The organism is Alteromonas stellipolaris (assembly GCF_001562115.1).
GTDB lineage: Bacteria > Pseudomonadota > Gammaproteobacteria > Enterobacterales > Alteromonadaceae > Alteromonas > Alteromonas stellipolaris.
Window position 1 is genome coordinate 4,514,895 of record NZ_CP013926.1, and the last position, 22,602, is coordinate 4,537,496.

24 protein-coding genes are annotated in these 22,602 nt (G+C 45.1%); 14 read left to right on the forward strand and 10 right to left on the reverse strand.

The features are described 5' to 3' along the window. The first annotated feature begins 1 nt into the window (after position 1). The 9 genes from gspF to AVL57_RS19135 are packed head-to-tail and all read left to right on the forward strand — an operon-like array spanning position 2 to position 6,794. Positions 2-1,228, forward strand: a complete 1,227-nt coding sequence (gene gspF / locus AVL57_RS19095; protein ID WP_057795264.1) for a type II secretion system inner membrane protein GspF — start codon at positions 2-4, stop codon at positions 1,226-1,228. After that, on the forward strand, positions 1,228-1,665 hold the full coding sequence (gspG, locus tag AVL57_RS19100; protein WP_013786669.1) for a type II secretion system major pseudopilin GspG: 438 nt from the start codon (positions 1,228-1,230) through the stop codon (positions 1,663-1,665). The genes gspF and gspG overlap by 1 nt, the downstream gene beginning before the upstream one ends. An 8-nt stretch (positions 1,666-1,673) precedes the next feature. Beyond that, a complete protein-coding gene (gspH, locus tag AVL57_RS19105) occupies positions 1,674-2,303 on the forward strand; it encodes a type II secretion system minor pseudopilin GspH (RefSeq protein WP_057795262.1) in 630 nt (209 codons plus the stop codon). Next, positions 2,300-2,704, forward strand: coding sequence for a type II secretion system minor pseudopilin GspI (gene gspI / locus AVL57_RS19110; RefSeq protein ID WP_057795261.1), 405 nt, complete (start codon positions 2,300-2,302; stop codon positions 2,702-2,704). The genes gspH and gspI overlap by 4 nt, the downstream gene beginning before the upstream one ends. Then, entirely contained in the window at positions 2,704-3,321 is a 618-nt protein-coding gene (gene gspJ, locus AVL57_RS19115) for a type II secretion system minor pseudopilin GspJ (RefSeq protein WP_057795259.1), read from the forward strand. Before gspI ends, gspJ begins: the two co-directional genes overlap by 1 nt. A gap of 11 nt (positions 3,322-3,332) precedes the next feature. Continuing rightward, on the forward strand, positions 3,333-4,364 hold the full coding sequence (gspK, locus tag AVL57_RS19120) for a type II secretion system minor pseudopilin GspK (RefSeq protein WP_057796512.1): 1,032 nt from the start codon (positions 3,333-3,335) through the stop codon (positions 4,362-4,364). Continuing rightward, on the forward strand, positions 4,364-5,563 hold the full coding sequence (gene gspL / locus AVL57_RS19125) for a type II secretion system protein GspL (RefSeq protein ID WP_057795257.1): 1,200 nt from the start codon (positions 4,364-4,366) through the stop codon (positions 5,561-5,563). Before gspK ends, gspL begins: the two co-directional genes overlap by 1 nt. After that, positions 5,560-6,039 (forward strand): type II secretion system protein M, encoded by a 480-nt coding sequence (locus AVL57_RS19130; protein WP_057795255.1) that lies wholly within the window; start codon positions 5,560-5,562, stop codon positions 6,037-6,039. The genes gspL and AVL57_RS19130 overlap by 4 nt, the downstream gene beginning before the upstream one ends. After that, complete coding sequence (locus tag AVL57_RS19135) at positions 6,036-6,794, forward strand: type II secretion system protein N (protein WP_057795253.1); 759 nt, start codon at positions 6,036-6,038, stop codon at positions 6,792-6,794. Before AVL57_RS19130 ends, AVL57_RS19135 begins: the two co-directional genes overlap by 4 nt. Positions 6,795-6,865: 71 nt before the next feature. On the opposite strand, the gene AVL57_RS19140 is transcribed toward AVL57_RS19135, so the two are convergent. The 4 genes from AVL57_RS19140 to yrfG all read right to left on the reverse strand — a co-directional run bounded on the left by AVL57_RS19140 (position 6,866) and on the right by yrfG (position 10,939). Then, positions 6,866-7,987, reverse strand: coding sequence for an MBL fold metallo-hydrolase (locus AVL57_RS19140; protein WP_057795251.1), 1,122 nt, complete (start codon positions 7,985-7,987; stop codon positions 6,866-6,868). A gap of 69 nt (positions 7,988-8,056) precedes the next feature. Next, complete coding sequence (locus tag AVL57_RS19145; protein ID WP_057795249.1) at positions 8,057-9,445, reverse strand: NAD-dependent succinate-semialdehyde dehydrogenase; 1,389 nt, start codon at positions 9,443-9,445, stop codon at positions 8,057-8,059. 254 nt (positions 9,446-9,699) lie between these two features. Then, entirely contained in the window at positions 9,700-10,242 is a 543-nt protein-coding gene (gene yjjX, locus AVL57_RS19150; RefSeq protein ID WP_057795247.1) for an inosine/xanthosine triphosphatase, read from the reverse strand. Next, on the reverse strand, positions 10,232-10,939 hold the full coding sequence (gene yrfG, locus AVL57_RS19155) for a GMP/IMP nucleotidase (protein ID WP_057795245.1): 708 nt from the start codon (positions 10,937-10,939) through the stop codon (positions 10,232-10,234). The genes yjjX and yrfG overlap by 11 nt, the downstream gene beginning before the upstream one ends. 66 nt (positions 10,940-11,005) lie before the next feature. On the opposite strand from yrfG, the gene nudE reads away from it, so the two are divergent. From nudE to AVL57_RS19170, 3 genes are all read left to right on the forward strand, one after another. Next, on the forward strand, positions 11,006-11,569 hold the full coding sequence (nudE, locus tag AVL57_RS19160) for an ADP compounds hydrolase NudE (protein WP_057795243.1): 564 nt from the start codon (positions 11,006-11,008) through the stop codon (positions 11,567-11,569). Between the two features lie 3 nt (positions 11,570-11,572). Then, entirely contained in the window at positions 11,573-12,421 is an 849-nt protein-coding gene (gene cysQ, locus AVL57_RS19165) for a 3'(2'),5'-bisphosphate nucleotidase CysQ (RefSeq protein WP_057795241.1), read from the forward strand. A gap of 76 nt (positions 12,422-12,497) precedes the next feature. Further along, positions 12,498-13,082: a YceI family protein gene (locus AVL57_RS19170; RefSeq protein WP_057795239.1), complete on the forward strand. Its 585-nt coding sequence runs from the start codon at positions 12,498-12,500 to the stop codon at positions 13,080-13,082. 128 nt (positions 13,083-13,210) lie between these two features. On the opposite strand, the gene mdoH is transcribed toward AVL57_RS19170, so the two are convergent. Continuing rightward, a complete protein-coding gene (mdoH, locus tag AVL57_RS19175) occupies positions 13,211-15,163 on the reverse strand; it encodes a glucans biosynthesis glucosyltransferase MdoH (RefSeq protein WP_057795238.1) in 1,953 nt (650 codons plus the stop codon). After that, positions 15,144-16,853, reverse strand: coding sequence for an OpgD/OpgG family glucan biosynthesis protein (locus AVL57_RS19180; protein WP_138118176.1), 1,710 nt, complete (start codon positions 16,851-16,853; stop codon positions 15,144-15,146). The genes mdoH and AVL57_RS19180 overlap by 20 nt, the downstream gene beginning before the upstream one ends. Positions 16,854-17,461: 608 nt before the next feature. Between AVL57_RS19180 and AVL57_RS19185 the strand changes: the two genes are divergently transcribed. Further along, on the forward strand, positions 17,462-18,022 hold the full coding sequence (locus AVL57_RS19185; RefSeq protein ID WP_057795236.1) for an outer membrane beta-barrel protein: 561 nt from the start codon (positions 17,462-17,464) through the stop codon (positions 18,020-18,022). 170 nt (positions 18,023-18,192) lie between these two features. On the opposite strand, the gene AVL57_RS19190 is transcribed toward AVL57_RS19185, so the two are convergent. The 4 genes from AVL57_RS19190 to AVL57_RS19205 all read right to left on the reverse strand — a co-directional run bounded on the left by AVL57_RS19190 (position 18,193) and on the right by AVL57_RS19205 (position 22,018). Beyond that, a complete protein-coding gene (locus tag AVL57_RS19190) occupies positions 18,193-18,435 on the reverse strand; it encodes a YheU family protein (RefSeq protein ID WP_057795233.1) in 243 nt (80 codons plus the stop codon). Positions 18,436-18,517: 82 nt separating this feature from the next. Further along, positions 18,518-19,546: a hydrolase gene (locus AVL57_RS19195; protein WP_057795231.1), complete on the reverse strand. Its 1,029-nt coding sequence runs from the start codon at positions 19,544-19,546 to the stop codon at positions 18,518-18,520. Between the two features lie 20 nt (positions 19,547-19,566). Next, a complete protein-coding gene (locus AVL57_RS19200; RefSeq protein WP_057795228.1) occupies positions 19,567-20,094 on the reverse strand; it encodes a TIGR02444 family protein in 528 nt (175 codons plus the stop codon). After that, positions 20,081-22,018 (reverse strand): ATP-binding cassette domain-containing protein, encoded by a 1,938-nt coding sequence (locus AVL57_RS19205; protein WP_057795226.1) that lies wholly within the window; start codon positions 22,016-22,018, stop codon positions 20,081-20,083. Before AVL57_RS19205 ends, AVL57_RS19200 begins: the two co-directional genes overlap by 14 nt. 117 nt (positions 22,019-22,135) lie before the next feature. On the opposite strand from AVL57_RS19205, the gene AVL57_RS19210 reads away from it, so the two are divergent. After that, positions 22,136-22,342, forward strand: a complete 207-nt coding sequence (locus AVL57_RS19210; protein ID WP_057795224.1) for a YheV family putative zinc ribbon protein — start codon at positions 22,136-22,138, stop codon at positions 22,340-22,342. Positions 22,343-22,602: the final 260 nt, after the last annotated feature.

Here is a 22,602-nt window from a genome sequence, read left to right on the forward strand (position 1 = left end):
TATGGCCGCCTTCGCTTATAAAGCGGTAAACAACCGTGGCCGTAACGCAAATGGTGTACTGGAAGGTGATAACGCTCGCCAAGTGCGCCAGCAACTGCGTGAAAAAGGCCTTATTCCTTTAGAAGTAGAACAAGTTACCGAGCGCGGAAAAAGTGACGGTAAAAGTGGAGGTTTCTCGTTTTTTAAACCGAGAATTTCAGCCTCAGATCTCGCCCTGTTAACGCGCCAAATGGCCACCTTGGTAGAATCTGCCTTACCGGTAGAAGAAGCCTTACTGGCGGTTGCCGAGCAGTGTGAAAAGCCTCGTCAAAAGAACATGATGATGGCCGTTCGAAGCAAAGTGGTTGAAGGTCATGGTTTAGCCGATGCGCTGTCTGAATTCCCCAGTGTGTTTGACGACTTATACCGCGCCATGGTGGCGGCAGGTGAAAAATCCGGTCACTTAGATACAGTGCTTAATCGCCTTGCCGATTACACAGAACGACGCCAGCAAACTCGTAGTCAAATTACCCAAGCACTTATCTACCCATCACTTATGCTGTTTTTCGCCTTCGGCATTGTGATGCTACTGCTTACGGTGGTTGTGCCCAAAATTGTGGGTCAGTTTGATCACATGGGTCAAGACCTTCCGGGTATTACCCAAGTACTTATTTCGGTGAGTACCTGGTTACAGAACTACGGTCTAATTTTACTGGTTGTCGTGGCTATATTGGCGGTAATTGTTCAACGCGTACTTCAACAAAAAAAGATGAAGTTAAGATTTCACAAAGTGATTTTGAAACTTCCGCTTATTGGTAAAGTGTCCCGCGGGCTTAATACCGCCCGGTTTGCACGTACTTTAAGTATATTAAGTGCCAGTGCCGTGCCGTTGCTTGAATCTATGCGCATTTCAGGCGATGTACTTGAGAACCAGCATATCAAGAATCAGGTGGCCGATGCTGCTGTTAATGTAAAAGAAGGGAGCAGCTTGCGCGCTGCCCTCGATAACACAAAAATTTTCCCGCCAATGATGATGCACATGATTGCATCCGGTGAAAAATCTGGCGAATTACAGCAAATGCTTGGCCGTGCCGCCGATAACCAAGATAGGGAATTTGAAGCCCTTATTGGTGTCTCACTAAAAGTATTTGAACCTCTACTTATCGTGTCGATGGCTGGCATAGTGCTGTTTATCGTAATGGCAATTTTGCAGCCTATTTTGGCCTTAAACAATATGGTGAATATCTGATGAAAACCTTAAAACGTAGTTCTGGATTTAGTTTGATTGAAGTAATGGTGGTGCTGCTTATCATCGGTATTATGGCATCAATGGTAGCGCCGCAAATCTTGGGTAACCAAGAAGTGGCTCAACTTAAAAAAGCCGCTGTTGATATTCAACAAATGGAAAGCGCACTTGAGATGTATAAGCTTCGCAACAACAAGTTCCCAACTACCGAACAGGGGCTAGAAGCTTTAGTCACGGCGCCAACCCTTGATCCTATTCCAAGAAACTACCCCGAAGGTGGTTTCATTAAGCGCTTACCTGAAGATCCTTGGGGCAACCCTTATGCGCTAATTAGCCCAGGAGAATTAGGCGTAGTAGACATTTTTTCAAATGGCCCAGACGGTGAACCAGGTACCGATGACGATATTGGTAACTGGAACATTAACGAATACTTAAACTAAGTCATTTTATGCTTGGCCGCTTTCACCCTCACAATAAGCAAACTGGCTTCACGCTGTTAGAAGTGATGCTGGTACTGTTGCTTATGGGCTTGGCGGCCGGCTACGTAATGTTTAATGCCTTTGGCGCCAGTAAAGCAGATTTGTTAAAAAGCCAAGCACAAAGGCTACAAGTATTGGTCGATATGGCAAGCGACTATGCTGTGCTAAATCAGCAGCAACTTGGTATTCGTGTTGAGCAAAAAGACAACGAATACTACTTTGTTTTTTTAGATGAGAATGATGAGTGGCAACGTATTGAGGGCGAGAAGTATTACGAAGCCCACACACTACCTGAAGATTTCTCATTTACGCTGAATTTAGACGACTTACCCTGGACCAAAGAAGACCAACTTTTCGATAGAGGCATATTCGACGAAACCTTAAGCGTGTCTGAAGATGGTGTTGAGATAGGTAGCGAAGAAGAAAAGAAACTGCCACCTCCGCAAATATTAATAATGTCTAGCGGCGATATTACCCCCTTCAGCCTTACTTTTGCGTATGAAGGCGACTTTAACGACGAGCCCGTTTATTTTGCGCTTAACAATGAAGAATTCCCGCCACTCGAATTGGCTGGCCCTTTTGAGAGCCCCGAGCAATGAAACGCCCGTCTTCGCATTCACCCAACAGTCAAAAAGGCATGACACTGCTTGAAGTCATGGTGGCGCTGCTTATTTTTGCCTTAACCGGCACGGCTATTTTAAAAGCTGCGGGCGATCACTTAAATAACGTAGGGCAAATTGAAGCGGTAACCTTTGCCAGTTATGTTGCCAGCAACCGGCTAAATCAATTACAACTTGATGATACTTGGCCACCTAAGAACAATTTGAAAGGCAGCATGGAAATGGCTGACCGTACTTGGTACTGGCAGCAAACCGTCACTAAAACCAATGACGATGATCTGCGCTCAGTAAGTATCAGCGTAGGTCTAGATTCTGACTATTCTGGCAGCGTCACTTCGGTAACGACCTTTGTGGCTAAGCCCACCGGCGCAGGCATTTAATGAAGCAGCGCGGATTTACTCTCATTGAAATATTGATTGCCATGGCTATTTTTACACTCATTGGTTTGGCATCTACGGGCCTGCTAACCACGGTAATTGATAGCAACGATTTATCTAGCGAGCGCTTTGAGAAGTTACAGCAACTGCAGCGTGCCATGGTGATTATAGAACGTGATATCCAGCAAGCGGTGCCTCGTCCAGTTCGCGCTGAAGGGGAAACCCAAAAAGTGGTGATGGCTGGCGGCGAGGTAGATGATAGCGACGGCGATGGTATTGGATTTGTGCGCGGGGGATGGCATAACCCTCAGCTCATGTTGCCCAGAAGCACCCTACAATACGTGGCCTATCGCCTTGATGAAGACCGACTAGAACGCGTTTATAGCAACTACGTAGATAATGTAATTGGCTATGAACCTAAGACACGTACCCTACTTGAAAATATAGAAAGCTTTACCGTTGAATTCATTAGCGCTGAAAGTAGTAGCGATGACGACGATTTAAGCTGGAGTGAAAGTTACCAAGGTGAAGTGTTACCCATGGCTGTGGCCATTGAATTTGTGAGTAAAGATTTCGGTTTAATACGCCGCGAGTTTGCCTTAACAGCAGGTTCTGCGTAATGGGCATTCTTATGAAAACGTCTATCAAAGCTCCTATTAAAACACCTAGCGCACTGCCTTCTCGCCAACGAGGCGTGGCGTTAATGATAGTGCTGATGATAGTGGCGCTGGTATCTGTATTGGCCACTGAAATGGGTACCCGCTTGCAGTTGCAAGTACAGCGCACCATGAATATTAAAGACAGCAACCAAGCATACTGGTATGCCTTGGGCGCCGAGGCTTTTGCTCGAAAATCAATTCAAACCTTGATGGAAGAAACCGGCGACAAAATCTCGCTAGACCAGCCTTGGGCACAGGAGTTTATGTACCCATTAGAGAATGGCGGTTTACAAGCGAACCTGACCGACCTTCAAGCATGCTTTAACTTAAACGCTATTCTACAAGGCAGCGCTAGCGCAAACGTGAATAGTGGTGATGGTGCTACCGAAGCGATGGATGCCTTTCATACTATGCTTTTGGCTCTTGAAATTGATGATATCAACAGTTTTACCGCTGATACCGTGCGAGACAGTTTAGCCGATTGGGTAGATGAAGATGACAATATGCGCCCCTATGGCGCAGAAGATAGCGAGTATGAGTCGAGAGAGTTTCCTTACTTAGGAGCAAACGGACTACTGGCATCGACAAGTGAATTGCGTATTATAAATGGTGTCTCTGAGGTTTGGTTGAATGACATTCTCCCTTTGGTTTGCGTCATTCCCGACAACGACACCCTAGCCATTAATGTGAATACCATTGATGAAGAACATGCTGCTCTATTGGCCGGTTTAACAGGGCTAGATTTACAACAAGCCACTAGCTTGCTGGGTAACCGCCCACAAGATGGCTGGGGAGACGTAAGCGAATTTCTGGCTGAACCGAGTGTTGAAGCACTAAGTTTATCTGACAGCCGAAAAGAATGGTTTACGGTAACGACTGAGTATTTTATTTTGCACACTAAGACCCGTTACAATAAAGCAACGTTTCAACTTTCTACCGTATTTAACGCAAGTAGTGACGCGGGCGTAAAAATAATAAAGCGCGAGTTTGGAGGCGTAAAATAATGGAACAACTCCTGATTAGGTTAGGTGCCACCGAGGCCGACCCAATTAGCTGGCTGGTATGGTCTACCGCGGAAGAAGAGATTATTGCTTCTGGTGAGCTAGCCAATGCCGACGCCCTTTCTACCTTAGCCGAACGCGCTGGCCACCGTGCGGTAATCGCATTAGCACCTAGCAGCGAAATATTGCTTAAATGGGTAGCTTTACCACCAAGAGCCGGGAGAAAGGTACTTTCTGCTTTGCCTTTCATGCTTGAAGACGAATTAGCCACTGATATTGGCGAACAGTTTTTTGCTATAGGCCCTAAAGTGGGCGATAGCCAAGCAGTCGCCGTGGTAAGTCATGCAAAACTTCAAATGTGGCAACAATGGTTAGCTGATGCAGGCTTGTTCTGTAACCATCTAATTCCTGATGTACTCGCCGTACCGGTAACTGAAAACGGTTGGTCTGTACTTACCTTAGGCGAACAAATGTTAGTTCGCCAAGATACCTTTAAAGGTATACAAGGTGAGCAAGCGTGGTTGTTACCCACTCTAGGTCACTTCACCAGCCAACAAGAAGCCCCTGTTGTAATCACCAACTACGCGGGTATTGATTTAAGCGCTATGCCGAACATTACGGTTAGTGACGCCCCTCTTGAGCTGCCTATGCATGTGCTAGCCAAAGAGGCGATGTCGAGCAGCTTTAACTTGCTTCAGGGCGAGTACAAAGTAAAACGCACTCGTAATAATGCATGGACACAATGGCGTGTTGCGGCAGTATTAGCCGTACTGGTGTTATGTACCAGCCTTGTTGATAAAACCGTTACCCTGTACCATTTAAAGTCTGAGAATGCGGCTCTCACTAGTGAAATTGATCAAGCGGTAAAATCTGGGTTCCCCAATATTGGCGTTTATCGTAACGTGAAGCTTAAGTTGCAATATGAGCTTAATAAATTATCAAAAAGTGGCGGCGATGCCTCTATGTTAGTAATGTTAGATCAGCTCTCAGAAGCCTTTGCCAGCACACAAGTAAAACCACAAACCTTACGATTTGACGCCACCCGCACTGAAATACGCATTCAAGCGCAAGGTAAAAGCTTTGAGGCGTTAGAGCAATTTCGCCGTCAAGCGGAAGGCGCAGGATTTACCGTGGAGCAAGGTGCTATCAATAACCGTGATGATAATGTGATTGGCACGGTATCAATTAGGAGTGTGTTGTGAACGCACTAATCAGCAAATTTAAAGCGCTTACCGAGCGCGAGCAAATACTGGTTATGATCTCTGCTGTGGTAGTGGTCATTGGCTTATTTTATTTTTTGATTTGGTCGCCCCTTAATGCGTCTTTGCATCAGCAAAAGCAATTGTTAGATAACCAACAAAGCTTGCTCGTGTGGGTGAAAGACAGTGCCGTTCGCGCCCAACAGCTTAGAAAAAGCAGTAACCGCTCTGCACCATTTAAAGGTTCACTACCTCAAGCTGTCAACCGTACTACATCACGTCACAGCATCGCTATTTCGCGCATGCAGCCGCAAGATGATGAGTTACAAGTTTGGATCGACCAAGCACCGTTTAATGACGTACTTGAGTGGTTAAAAACCTTAGAAGGTATGGGTATTGTTATTATTCAGGCCGATATTGCCGAAGCAGATGATCCAGGTTACATCAAAGTTCGCCGTTTACAGTTAGGAAAAGCATGAAGTCTAAGTTTGGTTGGCTAGTGGGTGGCATTGTTGCCTTTCTAATTTTTGCAATTCCTTACATGCCTGCTATTCAGGTAATTGGCAGAGTAGACTTGCCAAAAAATGTATCGATTAGCGGTGTTAGTGGCACGTTATGGACGGGTAAGGCGCAAACCATCGTGGTGAATGGACTACCTATTAATAACGTTAATTGGGAGCTTAGCCCCCTTGCGTTGCTGATTGGAAATGTCAGTGCGCATGTAAAAGCAGGCAATATTCGCGATGTAAACGACATTGCGTTTGAAGGGCCATTTAAAACTAGTTTGTTTAATACAAACAAAGTAGAAACCACCAATTTCTCGGTTTATTTACCCGTAGACCGCGTACTTGCGCAAGTGAACTTGCCCCTGCCCGTTAATGCCAGTGGCCGGTTTAAAGTGAAGCTCGACGAACTTGCTTTTGGCCCACAGTGCGAAGCACTACGAGGCACCGGTGATTGGTTAAATGCAGCAGTTGCAGGTACTCAAGGTCCTATCGACTTTGGTACGTATTCTGCCAAACTTCGCTGCGAGGGTGATGACATTGGTATTGTGGTTAGCGAGCCAAACCTACTTGGTCTGTCTATTGATGCTGTGGTCAGCCCAGACATGAAAAAAGTGAAGGTAGACGGGAAATTTAAGCCAGATGATAGCCTTCCTCAAGAGGTACATCAGGCGTCTAAATTCTTCGGACAGCCTGATGCGAATGGCTATATCGCGATTAAATTACAATAGTCGCCAGCAAGTCACATAACCCGTCTGGCGCATAACCAATAAGTTACCATAAGACATTATACACTTTTAGGTTAGCGGCCTTCTTCACTTGAGAGGTCGCTCACCAATGGAATATTCATTAAATCCTGCGCTGCGAATACACGTCCGGGGGCAATAACCGCAATAGCCTCAGTAAGTCCGTCTAGGCCAGCTTCGCTACGCTTCATTATATGAGAAAGCACGATACGCTTTGCTTCAGACTCTTTAGCAATTTCAATAATCTGCTTAGGCGTCATATGTAAGTTGGTGGCTGCGCTACCCGCCCCTTTCTCAATATCTTCAATCGCATTATGCAACACGAGCACATCAGCATGTTTAGCAAAGCTTGCTAATGTTCCGTCGGCATTGTTGGTATCGCCTGAGAACACGGCAACACATTCATCAATAGTGACTTTCCATGCCAGCGCAGGTATAGGTCCGTGGTGTACCGATATCGCATCAATATCGATATCATCATTAATGGAAGTTGAGAACGCTTTATCTGCAACCGTGTGTGCAGACACTGTGTAATCATCTTCACCTTCTTGGGTGTAAGAAGACAAATATTTAAAAGCCCCTTCTTTACCTATCAGCGCATCAAGATACGCTTGGGTAGTTGGCATCAGGTCGTTACCCGCAGGGCCATATACGGATAAATCTGTATCTCGACGGGTAAAGTAGCTTCCCTTAATAAAACTGGGTAGATCGGCGGCATGATCGGTATGTAAATGAGATAATAAAATGGTGTCTATGTCGGTAAAATCAGCACCCGACGCGCCAAATTGAACACTACTGCCGCTTCCAGCGTCGATTAGCACTTTGGCCTTTTCATCTTTCCAGAGAAGATAAGAGGTTGAAGCACGGCCATCATCAAGTTCTGGGCCGCCAGAGCCAAGCACCTGCAATGAAATTCCTTCGCACACCGTAGTGGCGCTACTATCCATTGATGCATGCTGCGCAGACGTTTGATAAACGGAATTACCAGCCGTTGCCCGAGGGGTAGAGGCGGGCTCAGCACAAACTAAAAAGGCCGAGGTAAGTAACCCCAGCCCAATACTTAATTTACTACTCAGTCCAAGTTTAAACGCTTCGCCTGAGCCGAAAATTGAACCTGCTTTTGAACCGTGCGGCTTCGCAACGCGGGCTGAACTAGATTTCATGGATGTGACTAACATACTACTTACTCCTATTCAGCGCTTTGTTGCGGGTTAGCCCAGCACTATGGGCTAGCCGCATTGGTACGCTTAGCTGTTTTGTTGCTCTGCAATCATGATGGTTTTGATATTAACGAATTCACGCATACCGTAGCCACCATGTTCACGACCGTATCCACTGTCTTTAACACCGCCAAATGGTAAGTTAGGTTGAGCTAACGAATAACCGTTGATATTCACCATGCCCGTATCAAACTCGTTTTTAGCAAGGGCAATTGCGTTGTCGGTATCGGTACTAAAGATACCACCACCGAGCCCGTAGCGTGAATCATTTGCCACTGTCATGGCTTCCTTGTCGTCACGAACACGAATTAGCGAAGCCACGGGGCCAAACAATTCATCATCGTATGCTGGCATACCAGGAGTAACGTTTTCTAGCACTGTAATAGGATAGAAATAACCACTGTTATCTGGTACTTCACCGCCGAGTGATAAAGTTGCCCCTGCGTCCAATGACGTTTTCACTTGCTCGTGTAATTCATCGCGTAAATCTTCACGGGCCATAGGGCCTAAGTCGGTATTTTCATCCGCTGGGTCGCCTACTTTAAGTTTCTTACACTGGGCAACAAACTTATCTCTGAACTCATCATAAATACTATCGACGATAACAAAGCGCTTGGCTGCTACACAGGTTTCACCATTGTTGATAACACGACCTTTAATACAGGTTTCAACCGCTTGGTCGATGTCAGCATCTGCTAGCACGATGAACGCATCGTTACTGCCTAGCTCCATCACTGTCTTTTTCGACAAACTTGCTGCTTCTTTAGCAACCTGCTTGCCCACTTCGTCACTACCTGTGAAGGTTACGCCGCGAACATGCTTATGTTTAATTAAGTCACTCGCTGTACCGCCATCAATCAATAGCGACTGATAAACGTTTTTAGGGAAACCAGCATCTTCATACATTTGTTGGATAGCCACGGCCATACCAAATACATTTTTAGCATGTTTTAGTACCGTAGTATTGCCCGCCATAATGTTTGATACGCTGTAGCGTATAACCTGATAAAGGGGGAAGTTCCAAGGTTGTATACCTAAGATCACGCCGATAGGCTGGTAACTAATAATGGCTCGACCGCCTTCAAAAATGCGATGTTCATCTTCTAAAATTTCGGCACCATGTTCTGCGGTATATCGGCAGATATTCGCACATAGCTGCACTTCTTGCTTACCTTGCTCGGTTACTTTACCCATTTCTCGGGTCATCAGGCTGGATAAATCGTCAATACGCTTTTCCATTAAATCAGCAAGGTTATTAAATAATTGGGCACGGGCTTCGAAAGACGTTCTACGCCAGTTTAAGTAGGCTTCTTGCGAGCGGGTTACCGCTTGCTCTGCATCATCCGCTGACATCAAATGATAATGATCTAGCTTCTCACCCGTTGCAGGGTTATACGTGTTGATTGTCTCGCTCATTGTCACACTCCTTAATCCGTATGTGATGGTAAGTAGTGCAACTACAACGCCAGATCAGCCAGCCTTGTATTTCCAGCCAGATATCAACAACATAGACTAAAGTATAAACATTATGAGCGAAACTCAATAGAAGCCCGATAAGAAATTATTACGGAAATCCGCTGTCATTTCGGTAGGGCTTACAGAGTATTTTGAAGCCAAACACTGCTATTTATGTTGTCATGTTAAGGCAAGTAGCAGTGGTGTTTTGTCTATTAATCGGTATATAAGTCGGGAAAATGAAACTTTGCCATGGCAAGTGTGAGCGCCACCTCATAAACACTTTGTCTAGAAGCATGGTTAAGGGTGAGCAAGCCAATCGCTCCCCCTTTTTGCTTCACATTAGTGGTATTGAATAGTTTATCCATAACAGGCCCCAGCTCTTCGCCTCGCTGTAATGCTTGATATACACTAACGGGTAACGGTAAGTTGGCACTTCGGCCTATCGACATACGCCCACCATTATAAATCGCAACATAAGCAAAGGTAGCAGGGCCGTCTTCGAAAACATCGACACCACCTTCAATAGCCACATACCATGAATCATTTGTGTCGTCTTTGTGCATATCAATAAGTGCTTTTACGCGGTTTACCGCGCCTAGCCGCGTTTCTTCTTCACTCATTGGCTGCTCAGATACCCCACTGGGCACGCCAACTTCGTATACATCGAAATCCTGCTCTAAGGTAATAGATAAAGTGATGTGCGCCGCATTCACCTTTACGGGGTTTTTCGATCCTACAAATAGTTTACTTAGCATGTTTACCTCCTTCGTCGCTAGAGACAGGGTTTGCCAAAATATCATCTAACATTAGGCGATAGTCGGTAACAGCAGGAAATTCGGTAATGTTACGGTGAGGTAACGTATGGTCTGGGTTATCAACTGCAAGAAGATGCTGTATGCCGAATTCCTTGGCTGCCTCTAAAATTCGGATTGTATCGTCTACAAATAAGGTTCGCGCTGGATTAAAGTTTAAGCGTGCATGCAGCTTTTGCCACAGCAACTGCGACTCCTTAGTGACACCAAACTCATGGGTTGAGATTAAGTTATCGATATGCGCGTCTAACTGAGTACGCTCTATTTTTAACGATAAGCTACCTGGGTGCGCATTAGTAACTAACACTACCTCGCGACCAGACTGATGCAGCGCCTCTAAAAAAGGGACGGTGTCGGGGCGAATTTCAATAAGGTGCGCCAACTCACGCTTTATCGGCATAATATCGATATCCAGTGTTTCTGCCCAATAGTCGAGGCAATACCACTGAATTTGACCGTGCACTTTTTCATAATGCGAGGCCATCATGTCACGACATTCTTGTTCCGGAATACCTTTGATTTCAGCCAAACGCGTTGGCAAATGGTCTAGCCAAAACCGGTTGTCGTAGTGCAAATCCAGTAGGGTGCCGTCCATATCCAGCAACACCGTATCAATTTCATTCCAGGGCAGAAAGGGCAAGCGATTTTCCTTATAATGAAGTAAGCTAGTTACAGTAGGTATGATAACAAAGTTGTAGCAAGAGACATGCGAAAAATTGACCCGAACAAGCCGTTACCGCAAATTCACAATCGGGAAATTGTTGCCCAAAGTAAGCTTTTTCGCGTAGAGCGCCTAGACTTAGAGTTTTCTAATGGTGCAACGCGAGAGTTTGAACGGATGGCAGGAGGCAATCGTGGCGCCGTCATGATTGTTCCCATGATTGATAAAGATACCATGGTATTGATTCGTGAATATGCCGCAGGTACTCACTCCTATCAACTTGGCTTTCCAAAAGGCCTTATCGATCCTGGCGAGTCCGCCCTTGAAGCCGCCGATAGAGAATTGAAAGAAGAAGCAGGTTTTGGTGCGAATGACCTGATTGAATTACACAAAGTTAGCATGGCACCTACCTTTTTTAATGCCAACATGACCATTGTAATAGCAAGAGATTTATACCCTGAGCAACTAGAGGGTGATGAACCAGAGCCATTAGAAGTCATTCACTGGCCCCTTGCTGAGGCAGACGCGTTACTGGCGCGTGAAGATTTTATAGAAGCCCGCTGTATCGCTGCGCTGTTACTTGCTCAAAAATGGTTGAAGGACCAATAGATTATGCCCGATGAACACCCCCACAGCGAACTATTAGAGCTCGCAAAAACCGTTGCCGTTGAAGCCGGCGAAGCTGTGCTTAAAGTGTATGATAAAGGCGATTTTGACGCTTACCAAAAAGAAGACGATTCTCCAGTTACTAGCGCCGACTACCTTGCCAACGATATTATTGTTAAACGCTTAAGCGACGCCACCCCCGACATTCCTATTCTGTCTGAAGAAAATAAGCATGCTAGCTTAGAAGAGCGAAAGGACTGGCCACGTTATTGGCTTATTGACCCTATCGACGGTACGCAAGAATTCATTGCCCGAAGCGGTGACTTTGCGGTGAACATCGCGCTTATTGAAAACAATCAGCCCAAAATTGGGGTTATCTTTTGGCCCCCAGGCCAATCGCTGTACTTTGCTGAAAAAGGTAAAGGGGCATTTAAATCGTCACCCGACGGTGAAGAGAAGATTGCCGTACGTAAGCTCGACGACCCTAAAAACAGCGTGGTTATGATTGCCATTAGTCGTAGGCAAAGCCGTGAAAAAGTATTAGGCCGTATGTGTGCAAAGCGGGTTTATCAAACCCTTCCATTAGGCAGCTGTTCACTGAAAGCCTGCTTTATTGCAGAAGGTAAGGCCGATGTATTTATGCGAATTGGCGTAACCGGCGAGTGGGATACCGGCGCGTCGCAGTGCATCGTATCTGAAGCCGGAGGCAGTATTGCTGCCGCGAACTTCGAACCGCTTACGTATAATCAACGTCATTCGTTAGAGAACCCAGATTTTGTAGTAATGGGCGATCAAAGAGTGCCATGGAAAGATGTTGTCCAGTATAATGATTTTGTAAACCCTCATCGTAATTAACACGTTAGGTTATTTGGTCTATGCCATCTTCGAGTAGTCTCGAGTGGACATTATTATTATTTAAAGGAGTAATATTATGGTGACGACACGTATTCGTAGGGTAACAACTGCCTTGCTTGCATGCGGTCTTGCGTTTCCTGCACTTGCTGACTGGAACCTAGATGGCGACACCAGTGTTTTGCATTTCCTTTCTACCAAGAATTCACAAATTACCGAAGTACATAAATTCGATAGTTTTGAAGGCAGTTTATCTAATGCTGGAAAATTGCGTGTTACGGTTAATTTGGCGTCGGTAAATACGTCAATTGATATTCGTAATACTCGTATGCAAGACATGCTATTCAATGTGGCTGAATTTGCAGAAGCTACTTTCGATGCAACCTTACCTGAGTCAATGCTAAATTTAGCCGATGGCGAAGTGGCCAGCGGCAAAGTTGATGGCATTTTAACGCTGCATGGTATGGCGGTTCCTACTAGCTTTTCAGTAATGGCGAGCAAGGTAGACGCCGACACGTTAACGGTTTCAACTACCGCGCCTACGCTAATTAAAGCGGAGTCTTTCGGATTAACAGCAGGTATTGAAGCATTGCAAAAAATTGCAGGGCTTAAAAGTATTACTACCACGGTGCCGGTTTCTTTCTCCGTCACTTTCACGCAGTAAGCACACCTTTTTCAAAAGAGCCGGGGCTTTACCTTTAAAGTAAAGCAGCCCGGCTTTTTTGTGCCTACCTATTTATGTTCCGCGCTTTTAGCTGTTAGTCCTAGCTACGCGCTTACGCACATAAGATACTAGGCGTTATTAACCAATGCTGGACGCATAGGAAGTGGCTTTTCGCTTAACACTTGCTCAGGCATGGTTACCCATAAGCTTTCAGGGAGCGCAGGCTCTTGCGCCTTGTACTGAGACAACGCGAAGTAATTCATAGCGACACGTAAACGTTTAAGGGCGATGCATTCATCCACTTCTTGGTCGATAACAAACACGCCCCATTTGCGCATTTGTATACCTAAATTGTCACTGCTCGTAATACGAATAACCGGCGCAGCCAGTACCATTCCAATTAACACAGGTAGCAACCACATAAATAGCGACGGCGTGAAGTAGAAGGTTGTTACGCCCCACATCACTGCTAGGCAACTCATAAGCTGCGTATGTTTGAAGGCAACACTCCAGGGTACTTTTTTACCTTCACGCTCTTGTGCTTCCCATTTAACCGAGTGCCCAACAAACACGCTTATTACGAAGAAGCTATGATAAAACATCATGAGCGGCGCAATAAGAATGGCCATGGTAATTTCTGCCACTGCGCTTTTCAGCAACGACATAGCACCACCAAACTCTTCTCTACGTTTAATTAAGGCAAGCACGATACCTAACACCTTCGGTAAGAAGAGTAGTGCTGCAGTACCCCACATAGTCACCATCATCATATCTTGACGAGCTACCTGCCAACTTGGGAATAACTGATATTCAGATACAAAGAAGTCAGGTACTGACGTGGCACGAATAAGAGCATCGGCTGTACCTAGCGCAAGCATGCAAAATAATACCAGCGATGAAATATAAGCAAACGCACCAAACAAAAAGTGAAGACGGTTAGCCGCTTTTAGGCCTTTCACATTTAGCAATCCTAAATGCTGGATATTACCTTGCACCCAACGACGGTCACGAATAGCGTAATCCACAATGTTGCTAGGTACCTCTTCATAGCTGCCCGTAGTATCGGTCAGTAAATAGGCCTGCCAACCTGCACGGCGAAGCAGCGCGGCTTCAACAAAGTCATGACTTAGAATTTCACCACCAAACGGGGCACTGCCTTCTAATTTCGGTAAGCCACAATGCTGCATAAAGGGCGCAATTCGAATAATCGCGTTATGACCCCAATAGTTGGCGCTGTCTGTTTGCCAAAATGACAAACCTGTTGCCAACATTGGGCTGTAGAGGTGCGCAGCAAACTGCACAAAACGGCCAAAGAAGGTATTTTGACGTACTGGCATAGGGATAGTTTGAACTAATGCAGTATCTGGGTTTTGTTCAATACGGCGGGCTAAATCTAACATTCGCTCACCAGTCATTATGCTATCGGCATCCAGCACAATCATAGATTCGTAATTCGCGCCCCAGCGTTCGCAAAATTCTTTTAAGTTACCCACTTTGCGATGAAGATTCTTTTCCCGGCGACGATAAAATACCTGCGATGCGTAGTTACCTAAACGCTTGGTCATACGTTGCCATGCGCGAAGCTCGGCATCCGCTTTGTTTTGGTCGCGGGTGTCACTTAACATGTAAAAGTCGAAATGATCAGCCTGTGGCGTATTCATTAACTCACGTACACAAGCTTCGAAGCCCACCATAATTCGGCGCGTATCTTCATTGTATACTGGCATTACCACCGCATGGCGCTGGCTTAATTGTGCGGCTTCATCAGGCTTGCTTTGCTTTTTACGCAAGCTTAAAGGGTCAATATTAAACAGTTGAAGAACAAACCCGATAATACCGGTCCAAAAGGCCATACAAAGCCACGAGAACAGCATTAAGCCTAAACCAAGTTGAGCCATTTCAAGTTTAGTTAACCCATTAGGAAGAAAAATTTCATAAAGGCTCCAACCGGCCAAAGCCGTACTCGGAAGCACTAAAATTGCCATTATAAATAAGCGCATGTGCACTCCTGTCGTGATGAATCGATCACGCTTTGTTGAGGATTTAGGGGAAATGGAAGCATTACTTGGGTTGATAGACATAATTCCAAACCTCACTGATACGTTTGCCATCTAGCTCGATATAAGCACGCATATCTACCGTGCTCTTGTCTTTAGGCTTAAGAAGAAAAGTGGCGCGCCACTCTTTACCTTCATTAACGGGGTAAAGGCGCTGCTGAGAAATTGCACCATTGCTACCTTGCACAATAAGCTTGGTAGTGTCTGGGTCGAAGCTTGTAACCGTGTTTTCATTGGCTGACGTGTCTGGTGTTGTCAGTTCAGGTGCTGCCAGTTCAGGTGAAGAGAAGTCGGGAGAAGAAAAATCAACAATAAAGCGGCGCTGAGTCTGCTTCGCTTCATCTTTTACTTTCTCGCCAGGTAACGACGGCTGGCCTTGGCGTGTGCGAATAACGGTTGCCAACTCGCTAACAAATGCGTTTCGCTCTACCGTTTTTAACGTATAAGCAAAATAACGAGATTCACCACTAAGTAACGGCGCTTCAGGCACCCAATACGCGACAATATTATCGTGCGTTTCAGAGTTAGTCGGTATTTCTACCACCTCTAATCGGCCTTTCTCAAATCCCTCGGTTGGGGTTACCCAAAGGCCTGGGCGAATATGGTAGTTTGCTTCAGCATCCAAATAATTGCCCCATTCACCGTCGCGCTGCAACATACCAAAACCTTTCGGCGCACTGTCACTTAACGAGGTGATTTGTAGCCTTGCAGGGTTAGTTAGTGGGCGCCAAATCTCTTCATCGGCATGGGTTACCATCAACACACCGTCACTGTCATGTACTTCAGGGCGGTAGTCGTCGGGGCGTTTTTCACTGTTTTCGCCATAAAGAAACATGCTGGTAAACGGGGCGACTCCTAGCTTTTCTACGTCTTCACGGGCAAACAACCAGCTTTGCACATCAACTTCAGTATCAATGCCTGGCTCAATAACAAACTTGTACGCACCGGCCACTGACGGACTTTCTAAACGCGCATAAATTGTAATAGGCTGCCCTTCTTTAGGCTCAATTAGCCAAAATTCGGTAAAGTGAGGAAACTCTTCCCCTTTCGTTAAGGCAGTATCAATGGCAAGCCCGCGAGCAGAAATACCATATACTTGGTTCTTACCCACTAAACGAAAATAAGAGGCCCCTAAAAATACGGCAAACTCATCTTTATATGTTTCGTTCTTCAACGGGTAATGCACGCGAAAGCCTGCAAACCCTGTTTTATCGTTAGTTAGCCCGGCTAGCGACGCTGCTTTGTCATCATAGCGAAACATGTCGCTTGTAAAGGGAATACGCTGCGCGCTATTAGATTCATCGATAGTATGAACTGTTACAGGCAACTCATAGAGAAATCCGGGGTGGAAAAACTGTACTTCGTAGTCATTCTCGCCATTCCACAAGCTTTTATCAGGATTAAAGCGGATAGCTCGATAAGTTTGATAATCAATTGATTTTAACCCGTCATCGAGACCATGATCGTTTTGCTCATAGCCTTGCTCGGCAGACGCTTTTGCGGCATTGATAACAGATTGAAGAATAGGGGATGCATCATGAGGTTCATTGCTATCACTTACTCCTTCAGCATTGATCACAGGTGCAACTAATAATGACAGCACACTGGCAATCACAACCGCAACGCGAGAGAAAAGTGACATAGGGCCTCGCTTAGTATCTTTACTGACGCTCGTCACGCCATCAAAGCGGTCTTGTTTAAACTCTTGGTGCATGTCGTTATCTCCATGAATTAGGGCTATGCCAAAACACGTTCAAAAAAGCCACCAGCTAACTCCGTAGATGAATGCCCAAAGGTACTTTTTTGATAGGAACCTCGCTGACCCGTAAAGGAAGAAGAACTGGGTAGCGAATTAACCGCGCTTGAACTCACTAGAGCAATTGCAAAGAATGATCCAACTTATCCAAAAGGGGTTAAATAACCATCAATCGCCATCTTTTCAAACATTTACAAACGGTATTATTGAAATGAAGGGCGCTCTTATACTGTGTAAAAAAGGACTAAACATTAGACGAAAGGATATAGTGTTGTTTTTTAGATACACATTTCCCGCATTTTATTGTTCAGATAATCAGCGCTATTTCATAAATCTAGTTCGGTGATAAAAAGCGGTCGTAGGTAAAAATCACTATCTTTCTGTTAGTTAAAGAAAAATCGTATATTTAAACATCAGGCAATAACGTAATTGGCAAACCCTTTGCAAAACTAACTTCAGATTTAACAATGGAATTCGCGATACTTGTTTGCACAGCACGATGCACAGGTACGCAAAATTTGAAGCGCAGGTATTTTTTCTTTCTGCGATAAATAGGAGTTTTTTCAATGCGTAAAGCAATCACTTTACTTACAGCACTTACCGCTACCGCAGCCTCTGTTGCTTCTTTTGCAACGTTAGCTGAGTCTCCAGACTGGCGTTATGTAGAAGGTGGCTATAGCAAGATGGATTTTGACGATAACGAATCATTCGAACCAGATGGTTTCGTACTAAGCAGCAAATATCTACTAAACAGCAATATTTATTTAAACGGTGAATACAGCAACTTTGAAGAAGGCAATTTCGATTTCGATATGCTAACGCTAGGTGCTGGTTACAGAATGCCGCTTAACGCGACTACCGACGCATACTTCGGTGCCAACTTTGAGCGTATCGATGGCGATTTCGATGATGAGACAGGCTACAGCGTAAATGCGGGCGTTCGTTCTATGGTGACTGAGCAGGTAGAGCTTCTGGGCGAAGTAGGTTACTACGACGTTGAAGATGGCGATGCGACGTTTAAAGTAGGTGCAAACTATTACGTCACTCCTCAGTGGGCCGTAGGTGCCAGCTACAAGCTAATGGATGACTTAGACATCATGCAGGTAACTGCACGCTACAGTTTCTAAACCTTTCTCGTTTTTGGGATGCTCTCCTAAAGAAAGGTAGCCGGGTCACTCGCCCGGCTTTTTTTGGTCTTCAATTTGAGCTTATGCGATTTTAGGCACTTTTTTATTGAACAATTTCTTATTAAAATTGGTTAGTGAGCAGTTTGTTATTGAAATAACCTAAGGCACTTCTACTCTTCTTGAGCAGACTCACTTTCGGATGTCACATCGCCTTTTGGCCTGATATCCACACTCTCGTGAAGCTCTGAATACACTAGCACCGCCTCGTTGCTCTTAAGCGCATCTAACACCTGTGTCACTTTGGTTTCCATACTGACGTCTTCAGCGCCGTACTCTGTGCCTTCTCGCAGCACAAATGCTTCCACTAAACTGTGTAAGGTCTCAGTATCAACCGCATCGATTGGAATTATCATCTTTGCCTCCAGAAAAAAATGAGTTCACGCTAACTATTATGCGTGAATTAAAGCCAGCTAACGTGCTAATAAATTAGAAAACTTACACGTAGGGCGTGTTGGGGTTAATGGGTAATACATCGCTAACGTATCTTTTTACCCTTTCATGCAGCCACACTTTGGGGCTAAACACTGAACCCTGCATAAAACCAACATGGCCACCACGCTCACTAAGTTCAAGGGTAACATTGCGCGCTAATTCTTCTTCTTTAGGCACCACTAAATGGTTCATAAAGGGGTCGTCAATACTGTGCAACACAAGCGTAGGGCAGTGAATAGCACTTAAGAAATGGTACGCACTGCATTTCTCGTAATAGTCATTTGCATCTTCGAAACCATGCAAGGGCGCAGTGACTTTTTCGTCAAATTGCGCAAAGCTGGTAATGCTATCAACATCATCACCCGTTAATTGGATAAGTTTACGATAGTCGATAAACGACATTTTTTTGCGCAGTGTGGTTTTTATGCTGTTTAAAAGGTATTTCTGATATACCCGCGAGAAACCGTGGTTAATTGATTTAGCACATTCCGACAGCTTCAACGGTGATGATATAGCAATAGCCGCATTCAACCATTTTTGTGCTGGGTTCTCGCCAAGCAGCTTTAACAGCATGTTCCCGCCAAGAGAAAAACCCACAGCGACTTTAGGGATCTGGGGGAATTTTTGGTTTAGCCAATCAAGAAAAAAGCTTGGATCGCCGGTCTCGCCAGAATGGTAACCTCTTGGCTTTAAATTCGGTACACCGCTACAGCCACGATAATGCATCATCACTACTTGCCAGCCATTCACCGATAAATTGGCCATCATATCGTTGGCATAATGTGAGCGAATGCTGCCTTCAAGGCCATGGAACATCACAATAATGCCTGAGGGCTCTTCGGGCTTTGGCCCCCACGCAACGTCGACAAAATCGTCATCAGGCAGTGTTAAGCGTTCCATGCTGTATTTTAGCGGTAAACGTTTTTGAATGAAGCGCGGCCATATAGTTTGAACATGACGGTTCTTTGCCCAGCTTGGCACCCGAAAACTGCTTTTTATAATCTTTCCATGCGATAACGCGATTTTGCTCATGATGTTTTCTTATTGTTATTTTACGACAACTGCTTCAGTAGCTGGCTGATTAACTCGCGGGCTTCCTGTTTTTCTCGTAGCCCATACGCATTAATGAGTGCAGCGATAGAGGCATTAAACACACCTGACATACTAGAGGCGCCTGAAGGTAAAGATGCCAAACCAAGGCTATTTACCGTTTCTACGATAATAGCTTGTTGCGCTTTTTCTAAAACTAACTCGTCATCTTTTAGCTGATTGTATTTCGCCAAGGCCTGCGGGTAGTTTGCATCTTGCTTGTCTTCTGGCTTCGCTTGCTTTCGCTCAAGCCGATGCTGCTTAAGGGTGTGTTCTGATGCTTCAACGGCGTTTATCACCGCGTTTAACTGAGGTAAATTGATAATGTAACCGTGCTCAATACACCAGCATATCAACAAAAGTATATTTACGTTAACACCATGGCGGTCTTGCAACAAAATGGCCAGTGGCGCTACATCGCCTTTGCCGTAGCGACTGCCCGCGTACTGCCAAAAGTCCTCTGCATTTACAATAGCATTATTGTGCTTCATAGCTTGCGCGCTGCGCCTCCATTTGCTCTTGTGCATCAAGCCATTGCATCTCTTCTTCTTCAAGCTGCTGAGTAAGCTTTGCTTGCTTATCTAGCAACTGCATTAGCTCGGCTTTCTTATCATCGTTATACAAGCTTGTGTCTGACAACGATGTTTCAAGGGTTTTCAGCTCGCTTGAACATTTGTCCATGGCCTTTTCATGTTTCTCTAAGGCTTTTTTCAGCGGAGCAACTTGCTTCCTAAACTCTGCTTCTCGGCGCTTTTCTTCTTTGCGATCGATTTTACGCTCGCTTACAGCGCTTGCACCTTCATTTAACGCTTTCGCATCGCTATTGGCTTTGGCTTTTTCTGCGGCTTGTTGCTTTAAAATCCAGTCGCGATAATCGTCTAAGTCGCCTGTGAAAGCCGCTACTTCGCCGCTATCTACTAAGTAAAAGTCTTCGCATACCGATGAGAGTAAGAACCTATCGTGCGATACCAACACCATGGCACCTTCAAAGCCTTGCAACGCAATGTTCAACGCATGACGCATTTCTAAATCAAGGTGGTTGGTAGGCTCATCAAGTAGTAACAAGTTTGGCTTTTGATACACAATAAGTGCTAACACTAACCGGGCTTTTTCGCCACCAGACATAGGCGCTACGGCTGAAAGCGCTTCATCACCGTTGAAGCCAAAACCACCTAAATAATCTCGCAATTGTTGTTCGGTAGCTTTTTCGTCTATACGCTGTAAGTGCAAAATAGGCGTAGCGTTAGGATCGAGAGTTTCTAGTTGATGCTGAGCAAAGTAACCAATTTTAAGGCCCTTGGCAGTATCAAACACACCTTGTTTGGGGGCATGTACACCGGCTAATAACTTGATAAGAGTAGATTTACCTTGCCCGTTTCGTCCTAGCAAACCAATACGACTTCCTGGCACCAAGTTCAGCTTCACTTGCTGCAAAACAATATGATCATCATAACCTAACTGTACATGTTCCATTTGTACAAGAGGGTTAGGCAGTGCAGCAGGTGGAACGAACTCAAAACTAAATGGGCTAGCCGCATGCGCAGGTAACAAGGTTTCCATTTTTTCGAGTTGTTTAATACGACTTTGTGCTTGCTTTGCTTTACTCGCTTTAGCTTTAAATCGAGTAATAAAAGAGGTTAAATGCGCCACTTTTTGCTGCTGCTTTTCAAACTCTATATTCTGCAAACGAAGTCGCTCGGCGCGCTGCCTTTCAAAGGCAGAATAGTTACCGGTATAGGTAATCAGCTGTTGCTGCTCAACACTGATAATTTGCGCGACTGTGTTATCAATAAACGCCTTATCGTGAGAAATAAGTAACAAGGTACCTTCGTAGCGCTGTAACCACTTTTCTAGCCAAATGACGGCATCTAAATCTAAGTGGTTCGTGGGCTCATCAAGCAATAATAAATCAGAAGGACATAGCAATGCTTGCGCCAAGTTAAGGCGCATACGCCAACCACCAGAGAAATCGGTAACCGGTGCGGTAAGCTGAACATTAGTAAAGCCAAGCCCTGATAGAATAGTCGCGGCTCTTGCTTCAACATCGTAAGCGCCGGCTTGCTCTAGTTGACCATGAATTTTACCAATCAGTACGCCGTCTTCGTCTTGCTCAGCTTGCTGAAGCTGCGCTTGTAAACGGCGAAGATTTTTATCACCATCAATAACGTATTCTATTGCACGCCTATCGGTAGCAGGGGTTTCTTGTGCAACACTCACTATACGCCAATCAGCAGGTACTACACAGTCGCCTGCATCTACTGACATTTCATTGCGCAGTAGGGCAAACAAGGTCGATTTACCGCAGCCATTGCTCCCTATAAGGGCGACTTTATGGCCTGGAAATACCTGCGCTGATGCACTTTCTAGCAGTATTTTTCTGCCACGCATTAGCGATACGTTGGTAAGCTTTATCATTCATAACCTTCGCGGGAACAATTTAGGTCGCGTATAATAGCAAATTCCTATCAAAATCTGATCAGGAAATGGCTTTTCACGGTATAATACTGAGTAAATTACGTTAAGAGAGCTGCAATGCAAAAATCGATTAAACGCCGCTTTGTTGCAGGCGCTACCTGTCCCAAATGCCAAGAGTTAGATACTATCTCGCTATATTACGAAAATAACGTAGAAAAGCTAGAGTGCGTAGCCTGTGGTTACAATGAAGCGCAAACCGAAGAACAAGTGAGTGCGGCTACCCGAGAAAACGAAAACGTTATTGGCATTTTCAAACCTCACTAACGTTACCGCAATAGCGCTCATTTCTATTTTTGCGCTAGGTACTACATGATAGCCACTAGCTTCTCACTCACGGTATTCGCTAGCAGTAACTATTACGCATAATGTGAAGATACCGCCCATGTTAGCCTTATCTTTACATTATCTGAAACAGTAAATTTTATGCTTAAAACCTCACCAACCTACTGATTTTAATGCACCTGCCGTATCAAACAACTCGCATCTTCTATTTATATTCGACGGCATAAATCTTGAAATACTTC

Excerpts from the sequence above, each read along its gene's own strand:
- gspF (WP_057795264.1), top strand. The coding sequence starts at position 2 with ATGGCCGCCTTCGCTTATAAAGCGGTAAACAACCGTGGCCGTAACGCA.
- gspG (WP_013786669.1), top strand. The coding sequence starts at position 1,228 with ATGAAAACCTTAAAACGTAGTTCTGGATTTAGTTTGATTGAAGTAATG.
- gspH (WP_057795262.1), top strand. The coding sequence starts at position 1,674 with ATGCTTGGCCGCTTTCACCCTCACAATAAGCAAACTGGCTTCACGCTG.
- gspI (WP_057795261.1), top strand. The coding sequence starts at position 2,300 with ATGAAACGCCCGTCTTCGCATTCACCCAACAGTCAAAAAGGCATGACA.
- gspJ (WP_057795259.1), top strand. The coding sequence starts at position 2,704 with ATGAAGCAGCGCGGATTTACTCTCATTGAAATATTGATTGCCATGGCT.
- gspK (WP_057796512.1), top strand. The coding sequence starts at position 3,333 with ATGAAAACGTCTATCAAAGCTCCTATTAAAACACCTAGCGCACTGCCT.
- gspL (WP_057795257.1), top strand. The coding sequence starts at position 4,364 with ATGGAACAACTCCTGATTAGGTTAGGTGCCACCGAGGCCGACCCAATT.
- AVL57_RS19135 (WP_057795253.1), top strand. The coding sequence starts at position 6,036 with ATGAAGTCTAAGTTTGGTTGGCTAGTGGGTGGCATTGTTGCCTTTCTA.
- AVL57_RS19140 (WP_057795251.1), bottom strand. The coding sequence starts at position 7,987 with ATGTTAGTCACATCCATGAAATCTAGTTCAGCCCGCGTTGCGAAGCCG.
- AVL57_RS19145 (WP_057795249.1), bottom strand. The coding sequence starts at position 9,445 with ATGAGCGAGACAATCAACACGTATAACCCTGCAACGGGTGAGAAGCTA.
- yjjX (WP_057795247.1), bottom strand. The coding sequence starts at position 10,242 with ATGCTAAGTAAACTATTTGTAGGATCGAAAAACCCCGTAAAGGTGAAT.
- nudE (WP_057795243.1), top strand. The coding sequence starts at position 11,006 with ATGCGAAAAATTGACCCGAACAAGCCGTTACCGCAAATTCACAATCGG.
- cysQ (WP_057795241.1), top strand. The coding sequence starts at position 11,573 with ATGCCCGATGAACACCCCCACAGCGAACTATTAGAGCTCGCAAAAACC.
- AVL57_RS19170 (WP_057795239.1), top strand. The coding sequence starts at position 12,498 with ATGGTGACGACACGTATTCGTAGGGTAACAACTGCCTTGCTTGCATGC.
- mdoH (WP_057795238.1), bottom strand. The coding sequence starts at position 15,163 with ATGTCTATCAACCCAAGTAATGCTTCCATTTCCCCTAAATCCTCAACA.
- AVL57_RS19180 (WP_138118176.1), bottom strand. The coding sequence starts at position 16,853 with ATGCACCAAGAGTTTAAACAAGACCGCTTTGATGGCGTGACGAGCGTC.
- AVL57_RS19185 (WP_057795236.1), top strand. The coding sequence starts at position 17,462 with ATGCGTAAAGCAATCACTTTACTTACAGCACTTACCGCTACCGCAGCC.
- AVL57_RS19190 (WP_057795233.1), bottom strand. The coding sequence starts at position 18,435 with ATGATAATTCCAATCGATGCGGTTGATACTGAGACCTTACACAGTTTA.
- AVL57_RS19195 (WP_057795231.1), bottom strand. The coding sequence starts at position 19,546 with ATGAGCAAAATCGCGTTATCGCATGGAAAGATTATAAAAAGCAGTTTT.
- AVL57_RS19200 (WP_057795228.1), bottom strand. The coding sequence starts at position 20,094 with ATGAAGCACAATAATGCTATTGTAAATGCAGAGGACTTTTGGCAGTAC.
- AVL57_RS19205 (WP_057795226.1), bottom strand. The coding sequence starts at position 22,018 with ATGATAAAGCTTACCAACGTATCGCTAATGCGTGGCAGAAAAATACTG.
- AVL57_RS19210 (WP_057795224.1), top strand. The coding sequence starts at position 22,136 with ATGCAAAAATCGATTAAACGCCGCTTTGTTGCAGGCGCTACCTGTCCC.